General features: G+C 60.8%; 18 protein-coding genes. 5 read left to right on the forward strand and 13 right to left on the reverse strand.

What is annotated here, in order from left to right; translation table 11 throughout:
• Window positions 1-146: 146 nt before the first annotated feature.
• Entirely contained in the window at window positions 147-2,054 is a 1,908-nt protein-coding gene (locus tag IPJ76_09990) for a T9SS type A sorting domain-containing protein (protein QQR84952.1), read from the forward strand.
• Here IPJ76_09990 and IPJ76_09995 read toward each other — a convergent pair.
• From IPJ76_09995 to mgtE, 4 genes are all read right to left on the reverse strand, one after another.
• Window positions 2,029-2,628: a riboflavin synthase gene (locus IPJ76_09995; protein QQR84953.1), complete on the reverse strand. Its 600-nt coding sequence runs from the start codon at window positions 2,626-2,628 to the stop codon at window positions 2,029-2,031. The genes IPJ76_09990 and IPJ76_09995 overlap by 26 nt on opposite strands.
• Window positions 2,628-5,264: a gliding motility-associated C-terminal domain-containing protein gene (locus IPJ76_10000; protein ID QQR84954.1), complete on the reverse strand. Its 2,637-nt coding sequence runs from the start codon at window positions 5,262-5,264 to the stop codon at window positions 2,628-2,630. Before IPJ76_10000 ends, IPJ76_09995 begins: the two co-directional genes overlap by 1 nt.
• A 144-nt stretch (window positions 5,265-5,408) precedes the next feature.
• Window positions 5,409-6,383, reverse strand: coding sequence for a hypothetical protein (locus IPJ76_10005; GenBank protein ID QQR84955.1), 975 nt, complete (start codon window positions 6,381-6,383; stop codon window positions 5,409-5,411).
• A gap of 2 nt (window positions 6,384-6,385) precedes the next feature.
• Entirely contained in the window at window positions 6,386-7,753 is a 1,368-nt protein-coding gene (mgtE, locus tag IPJ76_10010) for a magnesium transporter (protein QQR84956.1), read from the reverse strand.
• A gap of 277 nt (window positions 7,754-8,030) precedes the next feature.
• Here mgtE and IPJ76_10015 point away from each other — a divergent pair, with 277 nt between their 5' ends.
• Entirely contained in the window at window positions 8,031-8,627 is a 597-nt protein-coding gene (locus IPJ76_10015) for a hypothetical protein (protein ID QQR84957.1), read from the forward strand.
• Window positions 8,628-8,806: 179 nt separating this feature from the next.
• On the opposite strand, the gene rsmA is transcribed toward IPJ76_10015, so the two are convergent.
• From rsmA to mutY, 9 genes are all read right to left on the reverse strand, one after another.
• Entirely contained in the window at window positions 8,807-9,607 is an 801-nt protein-coding gene (gene rsmA, locus IPJ76_10020) for a ribosomal RNA small subunit methyltransferase A (protein QQR84958.1), read from the reverse strand.
• Window positions 9,604-9,912, reverse strand: a complete 309-nt coding sequence (locus IPJ76_10025) for a DUF4286 family protein (protein ID QQR84959.1) — start codon at window positions 9,910-9,912, stop codon at window positions 9,604-9,606. The genes rsmA and IPJ76_10025 overlap by 4 nt, the downstream gene beginning before the upstream one ends.
• Window positions 9,909-11,768: a tetratricopeptide repeat protein gene (locus IPJ76_10030; protein ID QQR84960.1), complete on the reverse strand. Its 1,860-nt coding sequence runs from the start codon at window positions 11,766-11,768 to the stop codon at window positions 9,909-9,911. The genes IPJ76_10025 and IPJ76_10030 overlap by 4 nt, the downstream gene beginning before the upstream one ends.
• Entirely contained in the window at window positions 11,765-12,331 is a 567-nt protein-coding gene (locus IPJ76_10035; protein ID QQR84961.1) for a hypothetical protein, read from the reverse strand. The genes IPJ76_10030 and IPJ76_10035 overlap by 4 nt, the downstream gene beginning before the upstream one ends.
• Window positions 12,328-13,602, reverse strand: a complete 1,275-nt coding sequence (gene serS / locus IPJ76_10040; GenBank protein ID QQR84962.1) for a serine--tRNA ligase — start codon at window positions 13,600-13,602, stop codon at window positions 12,328-12,330. Before serS ends, IPJ76_10035 begins: the two co-directional genes overlap by 4 nt.
• A gap of 151 nt (window positions 13,603-13,753) precedes the next feature.
• Entirely contained in the window at window positions 13,754-14,014 is a 261-nt protein-coding gene (rpmA, locus tag IPJ76_10045; protein ID QQR84963.1) for a 50S ribosomal protein L27, read from the reverse strand.
• A 72-nt stretch (window positions 14,015-14,086) separates the two neighbouring features.
• On the reverse strand, window positions 14,087-14,566 hold the full coding sequence (rplU, locus tag IPJ76_10050; protein QQR84964.1) for a 50S ribosomal protein L21: 480 nt from the start codon (window positions 14,564-14,566) through the stop codon (window positions 14,087-14,089).
• Window positions 14,567-14,675: 109 nt separating this feature from the next.
• Window positions 14,676-15,935, reverse strand: a complete 1,260-nt coding sequence (locus IPJ76_10055) for a methionine adenosyltransferase (protein ID QQR84965.1) — start codon at window positions 15,933-15,935, stop codon at window positions 14,676-14,678.
• 60 nt (window positions 15,936-15,995) lie between these two features.
• Window positions 15,996-17,102, reverse strand: coding sequence for an A/G-specific adenine glycosylase (mutY, locus tag IPJ76_10060; protein ID QQR84966.1), 1,107 nt, complete (start codon window positions 17,100-17,102; stop codon window positions 15,996-15,998).
• Window positions 17,103-17,173: 71 nt separating this feature from the next.
• Between mutY and IPJ76_10065 the strand changes: the two genes are divergently transcribed.
• From IPJ76_10065 to IPJ76_10075, 3 genes are all read left to right on the forward strand, one after another.
• Complete coding sequence (locus tag IPJ76_10065; GenBank protein QQR84967.1) at window positions 17,174-17,461, forward strand: HU family DNA-binding protein; 288 nt, start codon at window positions 17,174-17,176, stop codon at window positions 17,459-17,461.
• Between the two features lie 2 nt (window positions 17,462-17,463).
• Window positions 17,464-17,970 carry a tetratricopeptide repeat protein gene (locus tag IPJ76_10070; GenBank protein QQR84968.1) on the forward strand — a complete coding sequence of 169 codons (507 nt, stop codon included), beginning with the start codon at window positions 17,464-17,466 and terminating at the stop codon, window positions 17,968-17,970.
• 207 nt (window positions 17,971-18,177) lie between these two features.
• Window positions 18,178-19,728 carry an Rne/Rng family ribonuclease gene (locus IPJ76_10075; protein QQR84969.1) on the forward strand — a complete coding sequence of 517 codons (1,551 nt, stop codon included), beginning with the start codon at window positions 18,178-18,180 and terminating at the stop codon, window positions 19,726-19,728.
• Window position 19,729 lies beyond the last annotated feature (1 nt).

The raw sequence follows: 19,729 nt of genomic DNA on the forward strand, positions 1-19,729 counted from the left end.
CCCCGGCAGGTTTCGCGAACGTTAACACGGTGAACCGGTCGCGCGGAACGGACTGCCTCCCAGGGGTGGTGATGCATCTGCTTCCGCATTTGCCGGACCGTTCGCTATTCTTGTGTGTGCGACACTTCGTTCTTCCTGCCTTGATCATGGCCACTTCGGCCCATGCGCAGCTCTTCGACAAGGAGGAGCTCCACCGCATAGCAGAGGCAGAAGGCTGTCGTCAACATTTCATCTTGCCGAAGAGCGGCGGCCCGCCCACCCGGGGGTTCGATGTGAAGTACCACCGGATGCTCTGGAGCGTGGATCCGGCAGTGCGTGCGATCCAAGGCGGCGTCACCACCTACTTCGCCTGTTCCATCGCCGGACAGCAGGAAGTTGTTTTAGACCTCAGCGACAGTCTCGCGGTGGACAGCGTGACCCATACAAGTGGTCAACTCCCGTTCGCGCATGCTGGCGACCTCCTTTCCATCACCATGCCGGCGCCCATGGCCCTTGGCGAAGTGGACAGCGTCACGGTCCATTATCACGGTGTGCCGCCCAGTACCGGGTTCGGCAGCTTCGAGCATACCAAGCACGGTCCGGACAGCACATGGGCGCTGTGGACGCTGAGCGAACCCTACGGCGCGCGCGACTGGTGGCCCGCCAAACACGACCTCAATGACAAGGCCGACAGCATCGACATGTATGTGACCTGTCCGAGCAACTACCGCGCTGGTGGACAGGGTGTGCTGGTGAGCGAGTTGAACAGTGGAGGTTTCACAACCTACCACTGGCGCCATCGGCACGCTGTGGCCTACTACCTCATTGCGTTGGCCGTCGCGGAATACGCCGTGTACTCGGATATAGTGCAACTGAACGGTGGGCCTACCGTGGAAGTGCTCAACTACACCTTCAACGAATCGTTGGCTGATGCACAGGGAACGACCGACGACATCGGTAGCCAGCTCCAATTGTTCAGCGACCTCTTCGGCATCTACCCCTTCGCCGATGAGAAGTACGGCCACGCCCAGTTCGGCTGGGGCGGCGGCATGGAGCACCAGACCATGACCAGCATGGGGGGCTGGAGCTACGAGCTGATGGCGCATGAGCTGGCGCACCAGTGGTTCGGCAACAAAGTGACATGTGGGCGGTGGGAGGACATCTGGCTGAACGAAGGCTTCGCCACCTATCTGAGCGGCTTGTGCTATGAATACCTGGCACCGTTCTACTGGCCCATCTTCAAACGCGGCCGGATCAACACGGTCATCAGCCAGCCGGACGGTAGTGTGCTGTGCACGGACACTGCCAGCGTGCCGCGCATCTTCGATGGCCGCCTCACCTACGCCAAGGGTGCCATGGTGCTCCATATGGCGCGGTGGGTGTGCGGCGACACGGCCTTCTACAATGGCGTGCACAATTACCTGCACGATCCGTCGCTCGCTTTCGGCACCTCGCTTACCGCGGATCTCAAAGCGCACCTTGAGGCTACCAGCGGTCTTGACCTCACGGAGTTCATGGAAGACTGGTACGTGGGCCAAGGCTACCCGACCTATACTGTGCAATGGAGCCAGGACGGGAGCAACGCCGTTCAGGTGCAATTGGACCAGGTGACCAGCCACACGAGCGTGGACTTTTTCGAGATGCCCGTGCCGTTGCGCTTCTGGAGCAACGGTGCTGATACTACCGTGGTGCTTGACCACACCTTCAGTGGGCAGGCGTTTTCGTTCGTGCTCCCTTGGGCGGCGGACAGTGTGCAACTGGACCCGGACCTATGGATCGTACAAGGGACAGGCAGCATCGTGCTGCGTGTGCCGGTGGCCAGTTTCGGTAGTGCACGTCCGCTATTGTTCCCCAACCCCACGGACGGAGATGCCACCGTTTATGTCGGTCGTTCGATGCAAGGCAATGTGACCGTGCGGGTAACGGATGCAACCGGTCGCGCGGTTGTGGACGTCGTGCAGGTCGTGAACGATCGCCGCGCGCTGGTGCCCTTGGAGCGCCTCCGGGCAGGGGCTTACACTGTGCAGCTCGTAAGCGGTGCGGAAACCATTACGCTGGGCGTGGTGAAGCGCTAGCCATCATCCGCTCCACGTACTTCCCCAGGATGTCGAACTCGAGATTGACGCGCATGCCCGGCAGCAGCGCATGGAAGGCGGTGTGCGCGTACGTGTAGGGGATAATGGCAACGCTGAAGTGCTCGCCGGTGAGGTCGGCGATGGTCAATGAAACCCCGTTGACACAGATACTGCCCTTGTGCACCAACAAATGCTTCTCCTCCGGAAGATGGAACGTGAACCACCAGCTGCCGTCCCGGTTTTCCCGCCCGGTGCATTCCACGGTGGTATCCACATGGCCTTGCACCATGTGCCCATCCAAGCGATCGCCGAGGCGAAGGCAGCGTTCGAGGTTCACACCGTCGCCGGAACGCAGGGAGCCGAGGTTGGTGCGTTGAAGCGTCTCTTCGATCGCGGTGACCTTGTAGTGCGCGCCGTTGACTTCCACCACCGTCAGGCAAACGCCATTGTGCGCAACGCTCTGGTCCACCTTCAGCTCATGCGCCATGCGGGCCGATACAACGATGTCAAAGTTGCCGCCTTTCCGGCGCACCTCATGCACCGTCGCCACCTCCTCCACGATACCTGTGAACATCAGTTGCCGTTGGTCTGGCTGCCGTTGCTGCCGAGCACGTGCACGTAACCGTTGATCTGCTCCGGCACGATGCCGATCAATCGCTGGTAGAACACCGTGCACGTCACGAAGTACACACCATCCGGCACGGGCTCATTGCGTTCGGCTTGCAGACCGTTCCAGTTCACGGCGGGGTCTTCGGTGGCGAAGACCACCATGCCCCAGCGGTTGAACACCTTCAGGTCCACGCGCTCCACGCCACGCCACGGGAATGGAACGAACAGGTCGTTCTGGCCATCGTTGTTAGGGCTGAAGACGTTGGGCAGGGCATAGTAGGGGCAGTTGTCGCCGCATACGATGTTGGTGAACGCGCTCTCGTTGCCCGCACTGTCCGTGGCTGTTATGGCATAGCACCCGGCCACACTGCCATCAATGACGTGCTGGAAGGTGGTGTCCTCGCAACCGCTGATGGTGCCGATGAGCAGGAGTTCGCCGTCCTGTGTTGGGCTGAAGTAGACGCTGTAGGTGGCGCAGTCGTCGGAGCAAGTGCTGTTGGGGTTGTTCCACGTTAGCGTGTTCAGGGGCGTATTGCAGTCGTTGTCGAGCACCAGTGTTGGTGGGCACGGCGGCGTAAGGTCCACTGGCACGCCGCAAGCCTCCTGGCTGTAGTTGATCAGTATGTCCTGGAAATCGGGCAAGCTGTAGGCCCCGGTGCTGCGGATGCGGTAGCAGTATTCATCACCGTTCACCAGGCCCGTGTCCGTGAACTGCGTCGTTGGGGTGGTGCCGATGGTCACGAAGTCGGTGCCATCGAAGCGCTGCACCTCATACAAGGAATTCACCCACGGTGTGCTGCTCTGCCAGCTCAGGTTAAGCAGTTCGTCGTTCGGGTCAATGCTCAGGAAGATGCTTGTGGCCGGGCTGCTGTCGCCGATGGTATCGTTGCCACCGCCCGCATAGAGTTCCACCCGGTACACGTGCGGACCGGTCTCCGTGTCGATGTTGATGTCCAAGAACGTCGTATCGGGGTTCTGGAACAACGCCGATGTGATGGATGTATGGATCAGCGTGTTCGCACCGTTGAAGCCATTGCCACGGTACAACTTGAAAAAGTACGGTCCGGGGTGCTGCAGCGTGTCCAGGTCCCAAGCGTTGGCCCAGCGCACGGTGTCGATACCAGCCACGACATCGGTTGCCCCAACGCTCACATGAGTGATGATGGGCACGGTCTGCTCGAGGATGGCGCAGAACTCGATGCTCGCGTAGCTCTGTGCTCCATCCGGGAAACACGCCACCAACATGTAGCAGTACTCGTTGCCGACGAAGAGGTTGGGGTCGTTGTCGAGGAGGCTGGTGCTTGTGATGCAACTGCTTGTGATCTCGGTGTAGCCCGTGTACGCGGGTACGCCCGTTTCGCAGTTGTCCGGCACAAAACCGTACGAGCCACTGCGGCGATAGACCCTGTAGCCGGTGGCGTTGCTGCAGATGCTTGCGTCCCAGTTCAAGAGAATGGCATCGCTCTGTGGCGTGGCGGCGGGGTTCTGCGGGGCTGGTGCCACCACCGTGATGAACATCGTTTCGAAGTCCTCCAGATCAACGGGGTCGCCCATGGCCTCACCGTTGTCGCGCGCATTGAAGACCACTTGATAAGGTTGCAGGCGCACGTGGTCGCAGACGGTGGCCCAAGTGAAGTTGGCAGTTGCCGGATTGCCGGTCACGGCATTGGTCAATTGTGCTGGGCTGCTGCCGGGGGTGAAGGGTTCACCGATGCCGGTGATCGTGACATCCTGGTCCGTGTCAGGATCCGAGGCTATCACAGGAACGGTGAGGAACGTGCCAGCGGTCACGCATGTGTCATCGACGGCCGTGAGTTCAGGCACCTGGTTGTTGCAGGGGTCGATCACGTAGATCTGCATATCGCGCTCCACGTAACCGATGGGCTGTCCATTGCGCCACTCGATCACCATGAAGGCGATGTTGTAGATACCGGCCAACTGCGGGCTCACCCAACTGATGGTGCCCGTGACCGGGTCCATGTCGAACTGGTTGTCCGGGCCCGGGATGATCTCGTCAGGGAAGAAGTACGGGTCGATCTCCTCGCATCCGGCACCACGGCACACACGCAATTGATAGCTGAGGCTATCGCCATCGGGGTCATACGCCCCGGGGTTGTGGTACCACGGTTGGAAAATGCAGGCGTCCTGGATGGGTGAGTTGAGGAAGCGGGGTGAACATCCGTAGCTCTCTCCGGCACCTAGCGGGACGTTGATGACCGTTTGCACGCAGATCGGGATATTGACGCTCCCGGGGATGTTCACCACACCACCGATGCGGTTCGGGTCTTCGTATTGCAGCGTGTACACGGCACCCCCCACGTACGTATGCACATCGGTGTAATAGTTGATCTGGATGTCGTTGCCGAGCAGGACCACGCTGTCGCGCGCGATGGTGTCCAAGGGGCTGCCATCGCCCCAATCGAGAATGAACTCCGGACGGTCGGCCGGAGAACTGGTGCGCGTGTGCGTGATGATGGTGACCTCGTACTCCAGGCCGCCGAGGTGGCAAATAATGATCTCTCCTGCCTGGTTATGCGTGGCTTGCGCCCCGAAGGACAGGGCCATCAGCAGGCCGAAGAGGAATGTTCGGAAGCGGTTCATCGGAAGGGGAGAACAAAGTACGGCATTGCGCGCACGAGCTGCGTTAAGTGACCTGCATAATGGGCAATGGCGCCATGCAGGAACGCACCGGCAGGGGGGCTTGGTGCCTGGCCTGACGTCGATCCAGCTGCTGGGCGTGGGAGGCTATGGGCCCGTCCGACCGGTCGCGGCTTCGGGTGCTGACCCCGCCGCGAAAGCGAGGATCTTCCTAACCAGAACCTCGGCCATCTTGCGCTTGCCCTCGTGCGTCACCCCAGCAATGTGCGGTGTGATCACTACGTGCTCATGGCCCAGCAGGCGTTTCATCGTGTGCGGCTCGCGCCCGAGGTCAAGCCCGCTCAGGTCGGGCCGCTCGAACTCCAGTACATCGAGGCCGGCACCGATCACCTTCCCGGAATCCAGGCCATCGAGAAGGGATGCTGTATGCACCACACCACCGCGTGCCGTGTTGATCAACCAGAACGGCTTGCGCATGCGCGCGATGAACGCAGCATCGACGAAGTGCGTTGTTTCCTTGGTCAGCGGAAGATGAAGACTGATCGCATCGCACTCCTCCTGGAGCTGTTCCAGCGCGCATTCCTCCACACCAGCGGTGGCATAGTTCTTCAGGTACTTGTCGTGGGCCATCACGCGTACATCGAATCCGTGCAACCGCTGCGCGAACGCCGAGCCCATGTGGCCGAAACCGATGATGCCAACGGTCTTGCCTTCCAGGTCGGTGCCGCGGTTCTCCTCGCGCAGCCAAAGCCCAGTGTGCGCCTGTTCATTGCCCCTGACAGCGTGCTTCAGCAGCATGAGGAGCAGCATCACCGCGGTTTCCGCCACGCCATCGCGATTGCCCTCCGGCGAGTTGAAGACGGCGATGCCTGCCTTTTTGCAATAGTCGCGGTCGATGTTCTCCAAACCTGAGCCCAGGCGTCCGATGAACTTCAGATCACCGAGCTGTCGCAGCAGATCGGCACTGAGCTGCCGGCTTCGCACTACGATGCCTTGGTGACCGGCCAGGGCATCAACCAGGTGCGCATCATCCACCTGGTGCAGGGCGGTGCATTCGTGACCGGCCGCCACCAACTGCTCGGCGAGCAACGGATGGGCGCTATCGACAAAGCCGATCCGCATGTTCAATGGAACTGGCCGTACATCAGGTGGCCCACGGTGAAGTAGGTGAGCAGCCCGAAGATGTCGTTGACCGTGGTAACGAAAGGACCTGTCGCGAGAGCGGGGTCCACCTTCAGCTTGTCCATCACCAGCGGTGTGAGCGTGCCGAAGAGAGCAGCAGTGATGATGACGGTGAAGAGTGCCGCGCTTACGGTGTAGGTGAGCGCTTGGGGTTGCTGAAGCGCGAGGTTCAACAGGAAGATGAGCCCGGCGCAGATCACCGCGTTCATGATGGCCACCTTGAATTCCTTCCACAGACGATGGCCCACACGCACGTTCTCCATGTCGCCGCTGGCAAGGCCCTGCACCACGATGGCGGAGCTCTGCACGCCCACATTGCCGCCCGTTGCCGCGATGAGCGGCATGAAGAACGCCATGGTGGGATCGATCCGCAGGTCATCCTCGTAGAGGCCGATGACACGCGAACTCAGGATGCCGCCCGCGATGCCGATGAGCAGCCACGGGAGCCGGGCACGGATCTGCAGCCACGGCTTGTCGGTGATGTCCACGTCCTCGCTGATACCACTGGCCAGTTGGTAGTCCTCCTCGGCTTCTTCCGTCATCACGTCCATCACATCGTCGAACGTGATCCGCCCGAGCAGCTTGCCGTGATCGTCCACCACGGGCAGCACCGCCAGGTCGTACTTCTTCATCATGGCGATGGCTTCCTCGGCCGGTTCGCCGGTTGTGATGGTGATGACGTCCTTCTGGCAGATGTCGCGCACCAAGGAGCGTGTGCTTTCGGCGGAGAACAGGATATCCTTCAACGGCAGCAGGCCGACGAAGCGCTCGTCCTTGTCCACCACGTACACGGTGTACACGTGCTCCACCTCCTGCGCTTGTTGCCGCATGTCGAAGATGGCCTGGGTCACGGTGCGGTCGTCGTGCACCATCACGAGTTCCTTGGCCATCAGCGAACCGGCCGTGCCCTCTTCGTAGGTGAGCAGTTCCCGTATGTCCTCCTTCTGTTCCTCGTCGTCGATGTGCGCGATCACCTCGCGCTGTTTCTCCACCGGCAGCTCGGCCATCACGTCGGCCGCATCATCGCTGTCGATGTGTTCCAGCAGGTCCTCCGCGATCTCTTTCGAGGTCAACGACCCCAGCAGTTCCTCGCGGCGGTCCTCGTCCAGCTCGAGCATCACCTCCGCGGCGGTCTCGGGCTCCAGCAGCTTGTATATGTACCGTGCCTCGTCTTCGTCCAGCCGGTCAAGTATGGCCGCAACGTCCGCCGGGTGCAACTCGCTCAGCAGCGTCTCCACACTGCTGTCGCGCCCTTCGGCCACATCATCTCTGATGCGGTCCAACAGGCTTTTGGTGAGCTCGAATGACATGACGCGCAGCCCCGCCATGCAGGGCGCGCGAAGCTACGGAAGCGGGGTGGGGGAAAGTCCCCCTACGCAATGGTCTCGAAATGTCGTCAAGCAGCGCGAAGTGGGCGTGGGGGCTCTTGGACTTGGATAGTCCTAACTTTCACTGCACATCGTCATGAGTAATTCCAGAACAACTCTTCTGATCGCTCTTGTCATTGCCACGATAACAGCGGCCCACGCCCAAGTATGGTGCCCTCCCGGCGCTCGCTGGCTTTTCGATACCGGTAATCCGTGGCAAGTGGCCCAAACAGAGGTCGCCTATGTTGGCGATACGATCGTTGATGGTTTTGTAGCACAGAAGCTTGAGCGTCACTACAAGCTCGTGCAGTCGTTCGGTAACGACACACTGATCGAAGGCTATCATTCGCCGTGGATTACCCGCGTGGAGGGTGACATGGTCTTGGACAAAGTAGAAGGTGTTTGGGATACCCTCTTCCGATTTGATGCGGTGCCCGGCGACCACTGGCAACCGAACTGGCTTGATGGAATTGAATGTCCCGACTACACGCTACACGTTATCGATACGTCGGTTGTGGTCTTCTATGGTGTTCCGCTCCGGCAGATCGAGTTGGAGGTGTACCAATTCGCGGTTCCGATGGGATGGTTCACCACGTTCACGGAACGATTCGGCGGTGCATTCTGGCTTGGTCCTCCTCCGTGTACAACGTATGAGTGTTTCTGCTCACCGCTGTGTTACCAGGACAACGAGATGTTCAACCCGCTCAACCCATGCACCTTCACCGTCGGCTTAGAGGATCTGCAGGCAGGTGAGGATGCCCCGCTTCAGATTTCCCAGCTCGGCTCGGGGATCGTTGTTGAGGTCCTAGCGCGATGATCGGCAGTGAACTTTCCATCCATGACCCGACTGGGCGGGTTGTGCGACTACAGGTCACAACAGGTGCGAATGTGCTCGTTCCGATCACTGGCTTCGCGCCAGGAGCGTACATCGCATCACTTCGGACAAAAGACCGACTGCTTCAGGGCCGCTTCATACTGCCTTGAGCACCAACAACGTCAAGCCCCAACCGTCGGAGTCGCAGCTTTTGTCAACTCCAAGAACTCCTCCACGCCCAATTGCTCCGCACGCAGCCGCGCGAACCGCTCCGGCACACCGTGCGTGAAACCACCGTGGGCCTTCAACGCGTTGTGCAGGGTCTTGCGGCGTTGCCCGAACGCGGCCTTCACCACGCTGAAAAATAGCCGCTCGTCGCAGGGTAGTTGCACCACGTCGTTGCGCTGCATGCGGATCACCGCGCTTCTGACTTTCGGCGGCGGGATGAACGAGCCCGGCTCCACATTGAAGAGGTGCTCCAAGCGGTAGAAGGCTTGCGCGAGGACACTGGTGATGCCGTAGGTTTTGGACCCCGGCCCAGCGCACAACCTATCGGCGACCTCCTTCTGGAACATGCCCACCACCTCGGTGCACGCGTTGCGATGTTCCAGCACCTTGAAGACGATCTGCGTGCTGATGTTGTACGGGAAGTTGCCGATGACGGCGAAGGGACCCTCGCCCAAGGCGCCCAAGTCCAGCCGGAGGAAGTCGCCCATGATCAGTTTGCCCTCCACCGCGGGCAGTGCTGCGCGCAGTTGATCGGCGGCAGCGTGATCCACCTCCACGCAACGGAGGTCGATGTCCGTGAGCTGAAGCAGGTGTTGCGTCAAAGCGCCGGTGCCCGGACCTACTTCCAGCACGCGCCGGTAACCGCCGTGGTGCGTGAGACTCTCGGCAATGCGTTGCGCGATGGCAGGCTCCTTCAAGAAGTGCTGGCCGAAGTGCTTCTTCGCCGTGGCGAACCCGCCGTGCTGGGCTTTCATGCCGTGTGCACCACTTCGAGCAGCGTGCGGAACGCCGCGAACTTGCCATCGTAGCGTTCGCTGTGCTTGCGCTGCAACGCGGGCGCGTGCAGGGCCTTGTAGATCTCGTAGGTGGCCAAGTCGGCGCAGGTGTACTGGATGGCGTAGGAGAACTCTGCGGGATCGTCGGTCAGTACACGGCAGATACGGTTGTCGAGGAAGAGGCCGGTGGACATGACATCGGGGATGTGCTCGGTCTTCATCCACTGCAACCATTCTTCGTGCGCGTCGGCATCGATGCTCACGGTGACGTTGTACACGATCATGGTGCGGTGCCGTTCAGGAATTTCTCTTCCTCGGTCTGCTCGCCATCATGGTCGCCGCGCAGGAAGCGGTATCGTTTGCGGGCTTCAGCGGTGAAGATGCTGCCGGGTTGCTCGAATAGGAGTTTCTCAAACAGTGCCTTCGCCTTCTCCTTGTCGTTGAGGCGCTCTTCGTACAGCTTGGCCATCTCGAACAGCGCGTTGTCCACGAGGATGTCGATGGGGTAGAGGTCGATGATCTTTTGCAGGTGCACCACGGCGGAATCGAACCGGTGCTGCGCGGTGGCGATGTGCGCGCGCTGCAACAGCACTTCATCGCCGATGCTGTGCATAGGGTACAACGCATCGAGGCTGTCGAGCACGATCAACGAGCTGTCGTACTTGTGCTGGAACCGGAGCAGCTCGGCCCTTGAGTAATAGGTGAGCGGCACGGCGTTGCTGTCGGCGCCGAGGTTGTCGGTGATGAGCAGCGAAAGCTCCATGGCATCGTTGGCGATGAGCTTGCTGGTGCTGGCTTTCAGGATGTCGAGCTGGGCCTGGCACCAGAGGAAGTCACCGGCATAGAAGCTCACTTTGGCATTGCGGAACCGCGCGTCGTGGCCCAGTGCGTCGTGCTTGTAATCGAGGTCAACTTGGCTGTACAGAAGTGAGGCTTCCCAGATGTCACCTTCCAGGACTTCCACATCGCCAAGGTCCAGTTTCAATTGCGCTTGCACCTTGGGGTCGAGGCCGGGGATGTTGATGCCTTCCTCCAGTATGGCGGCCGCACCGGTGCGGTCATCCAGGTAATAGGCGCGCAGGCGGCCCAAGCCCCGCATCAGTTCGATGGTGCCATTGGCGCGGCCCAGCTCGCCGAGCGTGGTTACGTATTCCTCCTCCAGTTGGCGCAGCTCTTCCATGGGAGGCTGCGCTTGGTCCGTGACTTTCGCGTCCAACGCTTTGATGAGCCCGATGCGCGCCGAGGTGTAGAACGGCTTGTCGGCACCGAGGCTGCGCACATGGTCGAAGCACTTGCTGGCAATGTCCCAATCGCGGTTGTTGGTGGCCAGCGTGCCCAGCTCCATCACGCGGGCACCTTGCTCGTTGAAGCGCTTGTCCATCGCCTTCGTCTGCACGAACGCGCTGTAGAGGTCCTTCTGCTGCTCGTACATCCAGATGAGCAGTTCCTGGAAGATCACATTGTCCGGGTTGCGCTGGATGCGTCGCAGCAGTTCGGTACGCAGCACTTCGCTGCGCGCGTCCTTCTTCTCGAAGTCGATGGCCCGCCCGAGGCTGTTCTGCACGGCTTGGATATAGCCCTGGTTCACGGCCAGCACTTCCATGAACTCGCGCACCATGCCTTCGATGTCGCCCTTCGCGCCGTAGAGAACGGCGATCTCGTAATGGAAGTTGGTCCCGTCCTTCACGAGCTTCTGGCCCCGTGTGTAGGCATCCAGCGCGCGGTCGAATTCGTTCTCGCGCTGGAAGGCGTTCGCCACCTGGCGCACGCGGTTCGCATCAGACGTCAACGACTTCAGGGCTTTGTCGTACTGCTGCGCGCTCTTGTCCGTTTCGCCCATCATGCGGTACAGGGCTCCCAGGTCCACGAGCACCTTCGGGTCTTCGACGCGCTTCAACTGGTCCTTCACCACCTTCTCGGCCTCGGCGTACTGCTTCAAGTTCACATGGCTCTTGAAGAGCTGCTCGTAGAAGTAGGGCGTGGGCGTCTTGCGGTAAAGCTTTTCGTAGTAGAGGATGGCCTTGTCGTATTCGCCCCGCTGGAAATACTGGGCGGCCAATTGCTCATCGGTGCCCGGTTGGGCCAACGCCGCGCTGCACGCATGGAGCAGGACGAAACCGATGAGGAGCAGTCGTTTCATGGTTGCTGTTGAACGACGCGTTTCCGGGCAAGCAGGGTGTCCACCAGTGCATGGCCGTTCTGCCATTCGCGTTGCGCGGTCCCCAAACTACGTTCCACGATCTCCGTGCGTTTCGCCAGGTCGGCGAGGATGATCTTCTCCTGCTCGTAGAAGGCCAGCTCCTGGTCCTCGGGCCACAGGCCTTTGCTGGCGTCCTTGTGCAGGTCGCGGAGTTTGTTCCGGCTTTCCTCGATGGCCGAACGGTACCCACGGCGGTCGTTCAGCGCGCGGTTCAAACTGCGGTTCATGGCCCGGTAGTAGTTGCCAGCTATGAGGGCTGTGTCGCGCTGGAGCGTGTCCTTGAAGAGCGCCTCGATCGCGTCGCGCTGCTTTTCGAACGTGGAATCCATGATCGTAAGGGCCGTTGTATCGATGGCATCGAGCCGCAGGGCGAGCGAATCGGCCACTTTGATCAAGCTGTCAATGGCGGTCACGCGTTGCGGGTCGTTGGGCCTGCGGCAACCTTGGTTGAAGGTTCCGAGGACCAGGAGAACGAGAACGATGCCGAGCGCAGTACGCTTCATTTGGTGATCAGTTCAAAACCGGTGTAAGGCACCAGCGCTTGCGGGATGCGGATGCCGGCTGCTGTTTGGTTGTTCTCCAGAATGGCCGCCACAATGCGGGCCAGCGCCAATGCGCTGCCATTGAGCGTGTGCAGCAGTTTCGGCTTCTTGTCCTCGCCACGATAGCGCAGCTTCAGCCGGTTGCTCTGGAAGGTCTCGAAACAGCTGATGGAGCTTACTTCCAACCAGCGCTTCTGGGCTGCCGCGTACACCTCCATGTCATAGGTCATGGCACTGCTGAAACCCATGTCGCCGCCACAGAGCAGTAGTTGACGATAGGGGAGCTCGAGGTCGCGGAGCAGGCCTTTCACGTGCTCCACCATTTCCTCCAGCACGGCATAGCTGTTCTCCGGCTTTTCAATGCGGACGATCTCCACCTTGTCGAATTGGTGCACACGGTTGAGTCCGCGCACGTGTGCACCGTAGCTCCCGGCTTCACGACGGAAACACGGTGTGTAGCCGACGTTCTTGATCGGCAGGCGGTCGTCGTCGATGATCTCGTCGCGGTATAGGTTCGTGATGGGCACTTCTGCCGTGGGGATCAGGTAGAGCTCATCGGCGGTGGCGTGGTACATCTGGCCTTCCTTGTCGGGAAGTTGGCCGGTGGCGAACGCCGAAGCCGCGTTCACCATGTGCGGTGGAATGACCTCTTGGTAACCAGCAGCCGTGGCACGGTCCAGGAAGAAGGCGATAAGCGCGCGTTGCAGTTTGGCACCTTGGCCTTGGTAAACCGGGAAGCCCGCACCGGTCAGTTTCACACCAAGGTCCAGGCTGAAGAGCTTGTATTCCTCGCCGAGTTCCCAATGCGGCTTGGCATCAGCGGCCAGTTCAGGCACGGCGCCTTCTTGCAACACCACGGTGTTCTCCTCCGGTGTCTTTCCAATGGGCACCTTGGCGTTGGGCGCGTTGGGGATGGTGCAGAGGTGATCGTGCTGGGCTTTTTCCGCGGCTTCCTGCTTCTCCTTCAGCGCAGCGATGGACGCCTTCAGGTCGGTGCTTTTGGCCTTGGCGGCTTCGGCCTCGGCTTTCTTGCCCCCTTTCATCAGTTCGCCGATGGAGCGGCTGAGCTCGTTCATTTCGGCCTGCTTGGCGTCCGCTTCGGCTTGCAGGGCACGGCGTTGCTCATCGAGCTCCAACGCACGGCCAACGAGACCTGCCGCATCGATGTTGCGCTTGCTCAGGCGTGCGATCGCCTCGTCTTTCTTCTCCCTCAGGAACGGCAGCTCCAGCATGTGTCTACGACTGTTCGGTTGGTTGGCGAAGGTAGGCGGCTCGTGCTGGGCGGTCCGGACGTTGCTCGCGCTGCACTAACAGGAATTGGATGAAATGAAAACCCCTCTCCGCAGCGCGGAAAGGGGTTCCAGTGACGAAGATGTCGTGTGCTCAGGCTTCGGCGGGCACCACGCTCACGTAGCTGCGCTCGCCTTTCTTCACCTCGAACTTCACGGTGCCGTCCACGAGGGCGTACAGCGTGTGGTCCACACCGATGCCCACGTTGCGGCCGGGGTGGTGCTTCGTGCCGCGCTGGCGGACGAGGATGTTGCCGGCAATGGCTTTGCTGCCGCCGTAGATCTTCACGCCGAGGCGTTTGCTGTGGCTCTCGCGGCCGTTCTGGGTACTGCCTTCACCTTTCTTGTGTGCCATGGCTTCTTGCTTTTGGGCCTTCGACAAGCTCAGGCTGACAGGGGCACTGTCGATCCGAGCATGGACGAGGGATTACTTCTTGTCGGTCTTCTTGGCTGCTGCCTTCTTGGGGGCTGCGGTCTTTTTCGGAGCGGCTTTCTTGGCTGCAGGGGCCTTCTTCTCGGCCTTTGCCTCCTTCACTTCCTCAACGGGCTTCGCCTTGGGGGCGGGCTTCTTCAGTGCAGCAGGGGCTTTTTCGCCCTTGCCCAGAATGCCCAGCACGCGCAGTTCGGTGAGGTACTGGCGGTGGCCGTTGAGCTTCTGGTAGCCCTTGCGGCGCTTCTTGTGGAACACCAGCACCTTGTCGCCCTTGCCGTGGCTCATCACCTGGGCGGCTACGCGAGCACCTTCCACCGTGGGGGTGCCAACGCTCACCGTGGTGCCGTTGCTCACCAATAGCACCTGGTCCAGTTCCACCACTTTGCCTTCCTCAGCGTCAAGGCGGTGAACCTTCACGATGGAGTCCTTCTTCACTTTGAACTGCTGGCCTGCGATATCGACAATGGCGTACATGGGGTCTGCGAAATGGGGTGCGAATGTAACCGGATACGGTGATCCGACAAACGGAAGGGCCGTGGTGCCCTCCCGGAAGTCGGGACAGGAGGTAGGCGGAAGGCCGGGCTTACAGCTTGAAGGCCTTCTTGACCACGTCCACGGCATTGAGCTCTTCCCACGGGAACAGCTTCACCTTCACAGTGGCCTTCTGGCCAGCGTTGTTGAAGGTTTTGGTCACCGTGCGGCTTTCGCGGCCCATGTGCCCGTAGCTGGCCGTTTCGCTGTAGATGGGCGTGCGGAGGGCGAAGCGCTGCTCGATGAAGTAGGGGCGCATGTCGAATTCCTTGAGCGCCGAGATCTTCCGGGCGATCTCACCATCGCTCAAGTGCACCTTGCTCGTCCCGTAGGTGTTCACATAGAAGCCGACGGGCTTGGCCACCCCGATGGCGTAGGCCACCTGCACCAGCACTTCGTCGCACACGCCGGCCGCCACCAGGTGCTTGGCCACGTGGCGGGCTGCATAGGCCGCGCTGCGGTCCACCTTGCTGGGGTCTTTTCCGCTGAAGGCGCCGCCGCCGTGTGCGCCCTTTCCGCCGTACGTGTCCACGATGATCTTGCGGCCGGTGAGGCCCGTGTCGCCGTGCGGACCACCGATCACGAACTTGCCGGTTGGGTTGATGTGGTAGGCGATGTCCTTGCCGAAGAGCGCCTGCACGCGCTTGGGCAGCTTTTTCATCACACGGGGGATCAGGATGCTGATCACATCGGCCTTGATCTTCGCCAACATCCGGGCCTCCTTGTCGAAGTCGTCGTGCTGGGTGCTCACCACGATGGCGTCGATGCGCAGGGGTTTGTGGTCGTCGCTGTACTCGATGGTCACCTGGCTCTTGGCGTCGGGCCGCAGATAAGGCATTGCGCTGTTCTTCTCGCGGCGGATGGCGGCGAGCTCACGCAGCAGCAGGTGGCTGATCTCGAGCGGCAGCGGCATGTAGTTGTCCGTGTCGCGGCAGGCGTAGCCGAACATCATGCCTTGGTCGCCGGCGCCCTGCTCTTCCGGCTTTTTGCGTTCAACGCCCTGGTTGATGTCAGGGCTTTGCTCGTGTATGGCACTTAGCACGCCGCAGCTGTGCGCCTCGAACATGTACTCGCTCTTGGTGTAGCCGATGCGCTCGATCACCTCCCGGGCGATCTGCTGCACGTCGAGGTAAGCTTTGCTTTTCACCTCTCCTGCGAGCACCACCTGTCCGGTGGTCACCAGCGTTTCGCACGCCACCTTGCTGCTCGGGTCGAACGCGAGGAAGTGGTCGATGAGGGCATCGCTGATCTGGTCGGCGACTTTATCGGGGTGGCCTTCGCTGACGGATTCGGAGGTGAAGAGGTAAGGCATGGGTCGGTTTGAAGGGCCGCAAAGGAATGTCTTCCCCCGATCCGATCCAACGGCACTTCTTCACAGCCCGGACATCCACCGTTCCATCAAGCGGTGCACGGGCAATGCGAGGAGTTGCTTGCGGTTGAAGGCTTGCCAATCCTGCAGGGCCTTCCAGCGCAGCGCGAACGGACACTCCCAAAAGACCGCTACGATGCGCTGGTGGGAAAGGACATGTTCAACCGGACCATGCATCTTCTTGAATTCAGTGATGGGTGCCCCGAAGCTTTGTTCTGTGAACGCTTTCCGCAGCACGGCCGGTGTCCCTGGCCGAGCGGTTTCCACCATCGGAAGTTCCCAGAGCCCCTGCCAGATGTCCTTGCCGTTGCGTTGGCGCATGAGCAGTCCCTTGTGCGTGCGTATCACCAAGTAGTTGAAGTGCCGCGTACGAACACCGGTCTTCTTGCTCCTCGCCGGCAGTGCCGCGATCCGTTCCTCTGCTCGGGCCAAGCACTTGCGCGCAAGCGGGCACTTCCCGCACTGCGGTTGTTTGGGCGTGCAGACCGTCGCCCCCAACTCCATCACAGCTTGGTTGTGATCGCCCGGGCGGTCGGGATCGATGAGTGCGTTGGCCAGTTCCTGGAATTGGCGCTTGCCGGAGGACGAATCGATGGGCGTGCCGATACCGAACACACGGGCCAACACCCGGTAAACATTGCCGTCCACCACGGCTTCAGGTTCGCCGAAGCAGATGCTGGCGATGGCCGCTGCCGTATAGTCGCCAACACCCTTCAAGGTCCGGAGTTCGGTGTGCGTTCCAGGGAAACGACCAGCAAACCGATCGACCACTTGTTGGGCGGCCATCCTCAGGTTCCGGGCCCGGCTGTAGTAACCAAGCCCTTGCCATTCCTTAAGCACATCGGCCTCACTGGCTTTGGACAGGGCCGTCACGTTCGGCCATCGCTTAACGAACCGCTCCCAATAGGCGGTGCCTTGGTCCACGCGGGTCTGCTGCAAAATCACCTCGCTGAGCCACACCCGGTAGGGGTCTTTGGTCCGGCGCCAGGGAAGGTCGCGGTGGTGGGCGGCATACCATGGCTGAAGGGCCCGTGTGAACCAGCGCAACGAAGCCCTGTCCTTACCGTTTCCCGGTTGTGCTGCACTTGGCAAGTGCGAACGGCTTGACATTGAGGCACAAAGATGGGTTGCGGGCTTGGGTTGTCCGGCTATATTCGCAGCCCCTTTTCGGGGACCTAGTCATGACAAAGGCCGATCTCATCGCCCTCATCAGCAAGCGCACCGGCATCGAGCGCGAGGTGGTAACCGTGACCGTTGAGGCGTTCATGGACCAAGTGCGCACGAGCCTTGAACAGGGCGAGGACGTGCATATGCGCGGCTTCGGCAGCTTCCTGGTGAAGCATCGTGCGCAGAAGACCGGCCGTCTCCTGCCGCAGAACACGCCCATCATCATTCCGGCGCACGATGCGCCTGCTTTCAAGCCCGCCGAAAGCTGGGTGGAGAGCATGAAGACCAAGACAACCAAGTAGTGATGGCGCTCGGGGGCAAACAATGGATGATGATCGGTGCGGCCGCAGTGGTCGGCGCCGCGTTGTTCCTGCTGCCACGTTCGCCGAAGGCCAACACGGCCGGTGTTGCCCCGGAGATGAGCGAACGCAACAGTGCAGCCCCGAGCACCGACCAGCGCGTGGCGGAAGCGGCAGTGCTCGTTCAGAGCGAGAACCCGATGGCCGGGATCATGGCCTTGCGCGCCATCCTTCAGGAGGACAGCAACAATGTGGAAGCGCACTGGCAGCTCGGCCTGTTCAGCGTGCAAAGCGGCCAGTTGGACAAGGCCGTTGCGCGCTTTGAAAAGGTGACGGCTTTGGAGCCCACGCGCGCTGATGCGTGGCTGGCCTTGGCCAAGGCGCACGCTGCAATGGGGAACGCACCCGCTGCAACGGAGGCCATCAACAAGTACAAGACAATGGTGACGGATGCCGCAGCGCTCGCCGCGGCCGATGCGATCATCAACGGGAACACGAACGAAAAGAAGTAGAACACATGCCCTGCGGTAAGAAGAGGAAGCGTCACAAGATGGCCACCCACAAGCGCAAGAAGCGCCTGCGGAAGAACCGTCACAAGAAGAAGATCCGGTAGGACCTTCGGTGATGGTTGAGTGCCCGGTGATGAGCTGGGTCCACGGCCCCAGTGCGGCCCGGCTTGCCGGAGCCGTCCACATGTCACACACCATAACGTCGCGCTTTTGAGCATCGACCTGATCATCAAGTCGAGCCCTTCCGAAACGGCCATCGCCGTTGTGAAGGACAAGCTTCTCACGGGCCTGCATCGCGAAAAGAGCGATCGCGGGTTCGCGGTTGGCGACGTCTACCTGGCCAAGATCCGCAAGGTGGCCCCTGGCCTCAATGCGGCCTTCGTGGACGTGGGGCACGAGAAGGACGCCTTCCTCCACTACTATGACCTGGGCCCGCAGTTCAAGAACAGTTACCGCTTCACCAAGGCAGCGGTGAGCGGCAGCCTCAACAGCAGCATGCTGGAAGGCTGGAAGATGGACCCCGACATCCCGAAGGAGGGCAAGTTGCAGGATGTGGTGAGCGCCAGCCAGAGCTTACTGGTGCAGATCGCCAAAGAGCCCATCAGCACCAAGGGCCCACGCCTCAGTGCCGAGATCACACTGGCCGGGCGTTACATGGTGCTGGTACCCTTCATCCAGAAGATCAGCATCAGCAGCCGTATCACCGACGAGGAGGAGCGGAAGCGCCTCAAGCAGACCATCAACCAGTTCAAGCCGCAGAACTTCGGTGTCATCGTGCGCACCCAGGCCGAGCACAAGGGCGCGGAAGAACTAGAAGCCGACCTTAAAAGCCTGCTGCAACGCTGGGACGTGCTCTTCCGCAACCTGAAGAGCGCCATGCCGCCCAAAAAGGTGCTCGGCGAACTGGACCGCACCAGTGCCGTGCTCCGCGATCTGGTCAGCGCCGATTTCGCCAACATCCATGTGGACGATGACACGGTGGCCGAGGAGGTGCGGCAGTACCTGGAGGTGAATGCTCCGGAGAAGAAGAACATCGTGAAGCCGTACAAAGGCAAGCTCGACATCTTCGATCACTTCGGCGTCAACAAGCAGATAAAGGCAGCCTTCGGCAGGCACGTATCGCTGCCCAGTGGTGCCTACCTCATCGTGGAGAAGACCGAGGCCATGCACGTCATCGACGTGAACAGCGGCGGTCGCAAGGGCGGCTTGAAGGACCATGAGCAGAACGCGCTCGAAACGAACTTGGAAGCGGCGAAGGAAGTCGCGCGTTTGTTGCGCCTGCGCGACATGGGCGGCATCATCTGCGTGGACTTCATCGATCTCTACGAGCCCGAGAACAGGAAGAAGCTGCACGCCACCTTGAAGGAGGCGATGGAGGACGACAAGGCGAAGCACAACGTGCTTCCCATGAGCAAGTTCGGCGTGGTGGAGATCACCCGCCAGCGCGTGCGCCCCGAAACGGAGATCGTTACCACGGAGAACTGCCCCACCTGCAACGGCACGGGCGAGGTGAAAGCCCCGGTGCTCATCATTGATGAACTGGAGCACGCCCTCCATTACCTGCACGGGGAGAAGAACATGGGCGGGCTCACCGTGGTGGTGCACCCCTTCATACACGCTTACCTCACCAAGGGTCTGTGGAGCAAGCAGCGCCAGTGGTGGTGGCGATGGAAGAAGAGCGTGAAGGTGAAGCCTGAGGGCAGCAGCCAGTACCTCGATTTCAGCATCCAGGACAGCGCCGGCAACGCGATACCGTTATAGT

The organism is Flavobacteriales bacterium (assembly GCA_016699575.1).
In the GTDB taxonomy this organism is placed as follows: domain Bacteria; phylum Bacteroidota; class Bacteroidia; order Flavobacteriales_F; family PHOS-HE28; genus PHOS-HE28.

Coding starts and splice junctions, on each gene's coding strand:
- IPJ76_09990 (QQR84952.1), top strand. CDS start 147: ATGGCCACTTCGGCCCATGCGCAGCTCTTCGACAAGGAGGAGCTCCAC.
- IPJ76_09995 (QQR84953.1), bottom strand. CDS start 2,628: ATGTTCACAGGTATCGTGGAGGAGGTGGCGACGGTGCATGAGGTGCGC.
- IPJ76_10000 (QQR84954.1), bottom strand. CDS start 5,264: ATGAACCGCTTCCGAACATTCCTCTTCGGCCTGCTGATGGCCCTGTCC.
- IPJ76_10005 (QQR84955.1), bottom strand. CDS start 6,383: ATGCGGATCGGCTTTGTCGATAGCGCCCATCCGTTGCTCGCCGAGCAG.
- mgtE (QQR84956.1), bottom strand. CDS start 7,753: ATGTCATTCGAGCTCACCAAAAGCCTGTTGGACCGCATCAGAGATGAT.
- rsmA (QQR84958.1), bottom strand. CDS start 9,607: ATGAAAGCCCAGCACGGCGGGTTCGCCACGGCGAAGAAGCACTTCGGC.
- IPJ76_10025 (QQR84959.1), bottom strand. CDS start 9,912: ATGATCGTGTACAACGTCACCGTGAGCATCGATGCCGACGCGCACGAA.
- IPJ76_10030 (QQR84960.1), bottom strand. CDS start 11,768: ATGAAACGACTGCTCCTCATCGGTTTCGTCCTGCTCCATGCGTGCAGC.
- IPJ76_10035 (QQR84961.1), bottom strand. CDS start 12,331: ATGAAGCGTACTGCGCTCGGCATCGTTCTCGTTCTCCTGGTCCTCGGA.
- serS (QQR84962.1), bottom strand. CDS start 13,602: ATGCTGGAGCTGCCGTTCCTGAGGGAGAAGAAAGACGAGGCGATCGCA.
- rpmA (QQR84963.1), bottom strand. CDS start 14,014: ATGGCACACAAGAAAGGTGAAGGCAGTACCCAGAACGGCCGCGAGAGC.
- rplU (QQR84964.1), bottom strand. CDS start 14,566: ATGTACGCCATTGTCGATATCGCAGGCCAGCAGTTCAAAGTGAAGAAG.
- IPJ76_10055 (QQR84965.1), bottom strand. CDS start 15,935: ATGCCTTACCTCTTCACCTCCGAATCCGTCAGCGAAGGCCACCCCGAT.
- mutY (QQR84966.1), bottom strand. CDS start 17,102: ATGTCAAGCCGTTCGCACTTGCCAAGTGCAGCACAACCGGGAAACGGT.
- IPJ76_10065 (QQR84967.1), top strand. CDS start 17,174: ATGACAAAGGCCGATCTCATCGCCCTCATCAGCAAGCGCACCGGCATC.
- IPJ76_10070 (QQR84968.1), top strand. CDS start 17,464: ATGGCGCTCGGGGGCAAACAATGGATGATGATCGGTGCGGCCGCAGTG.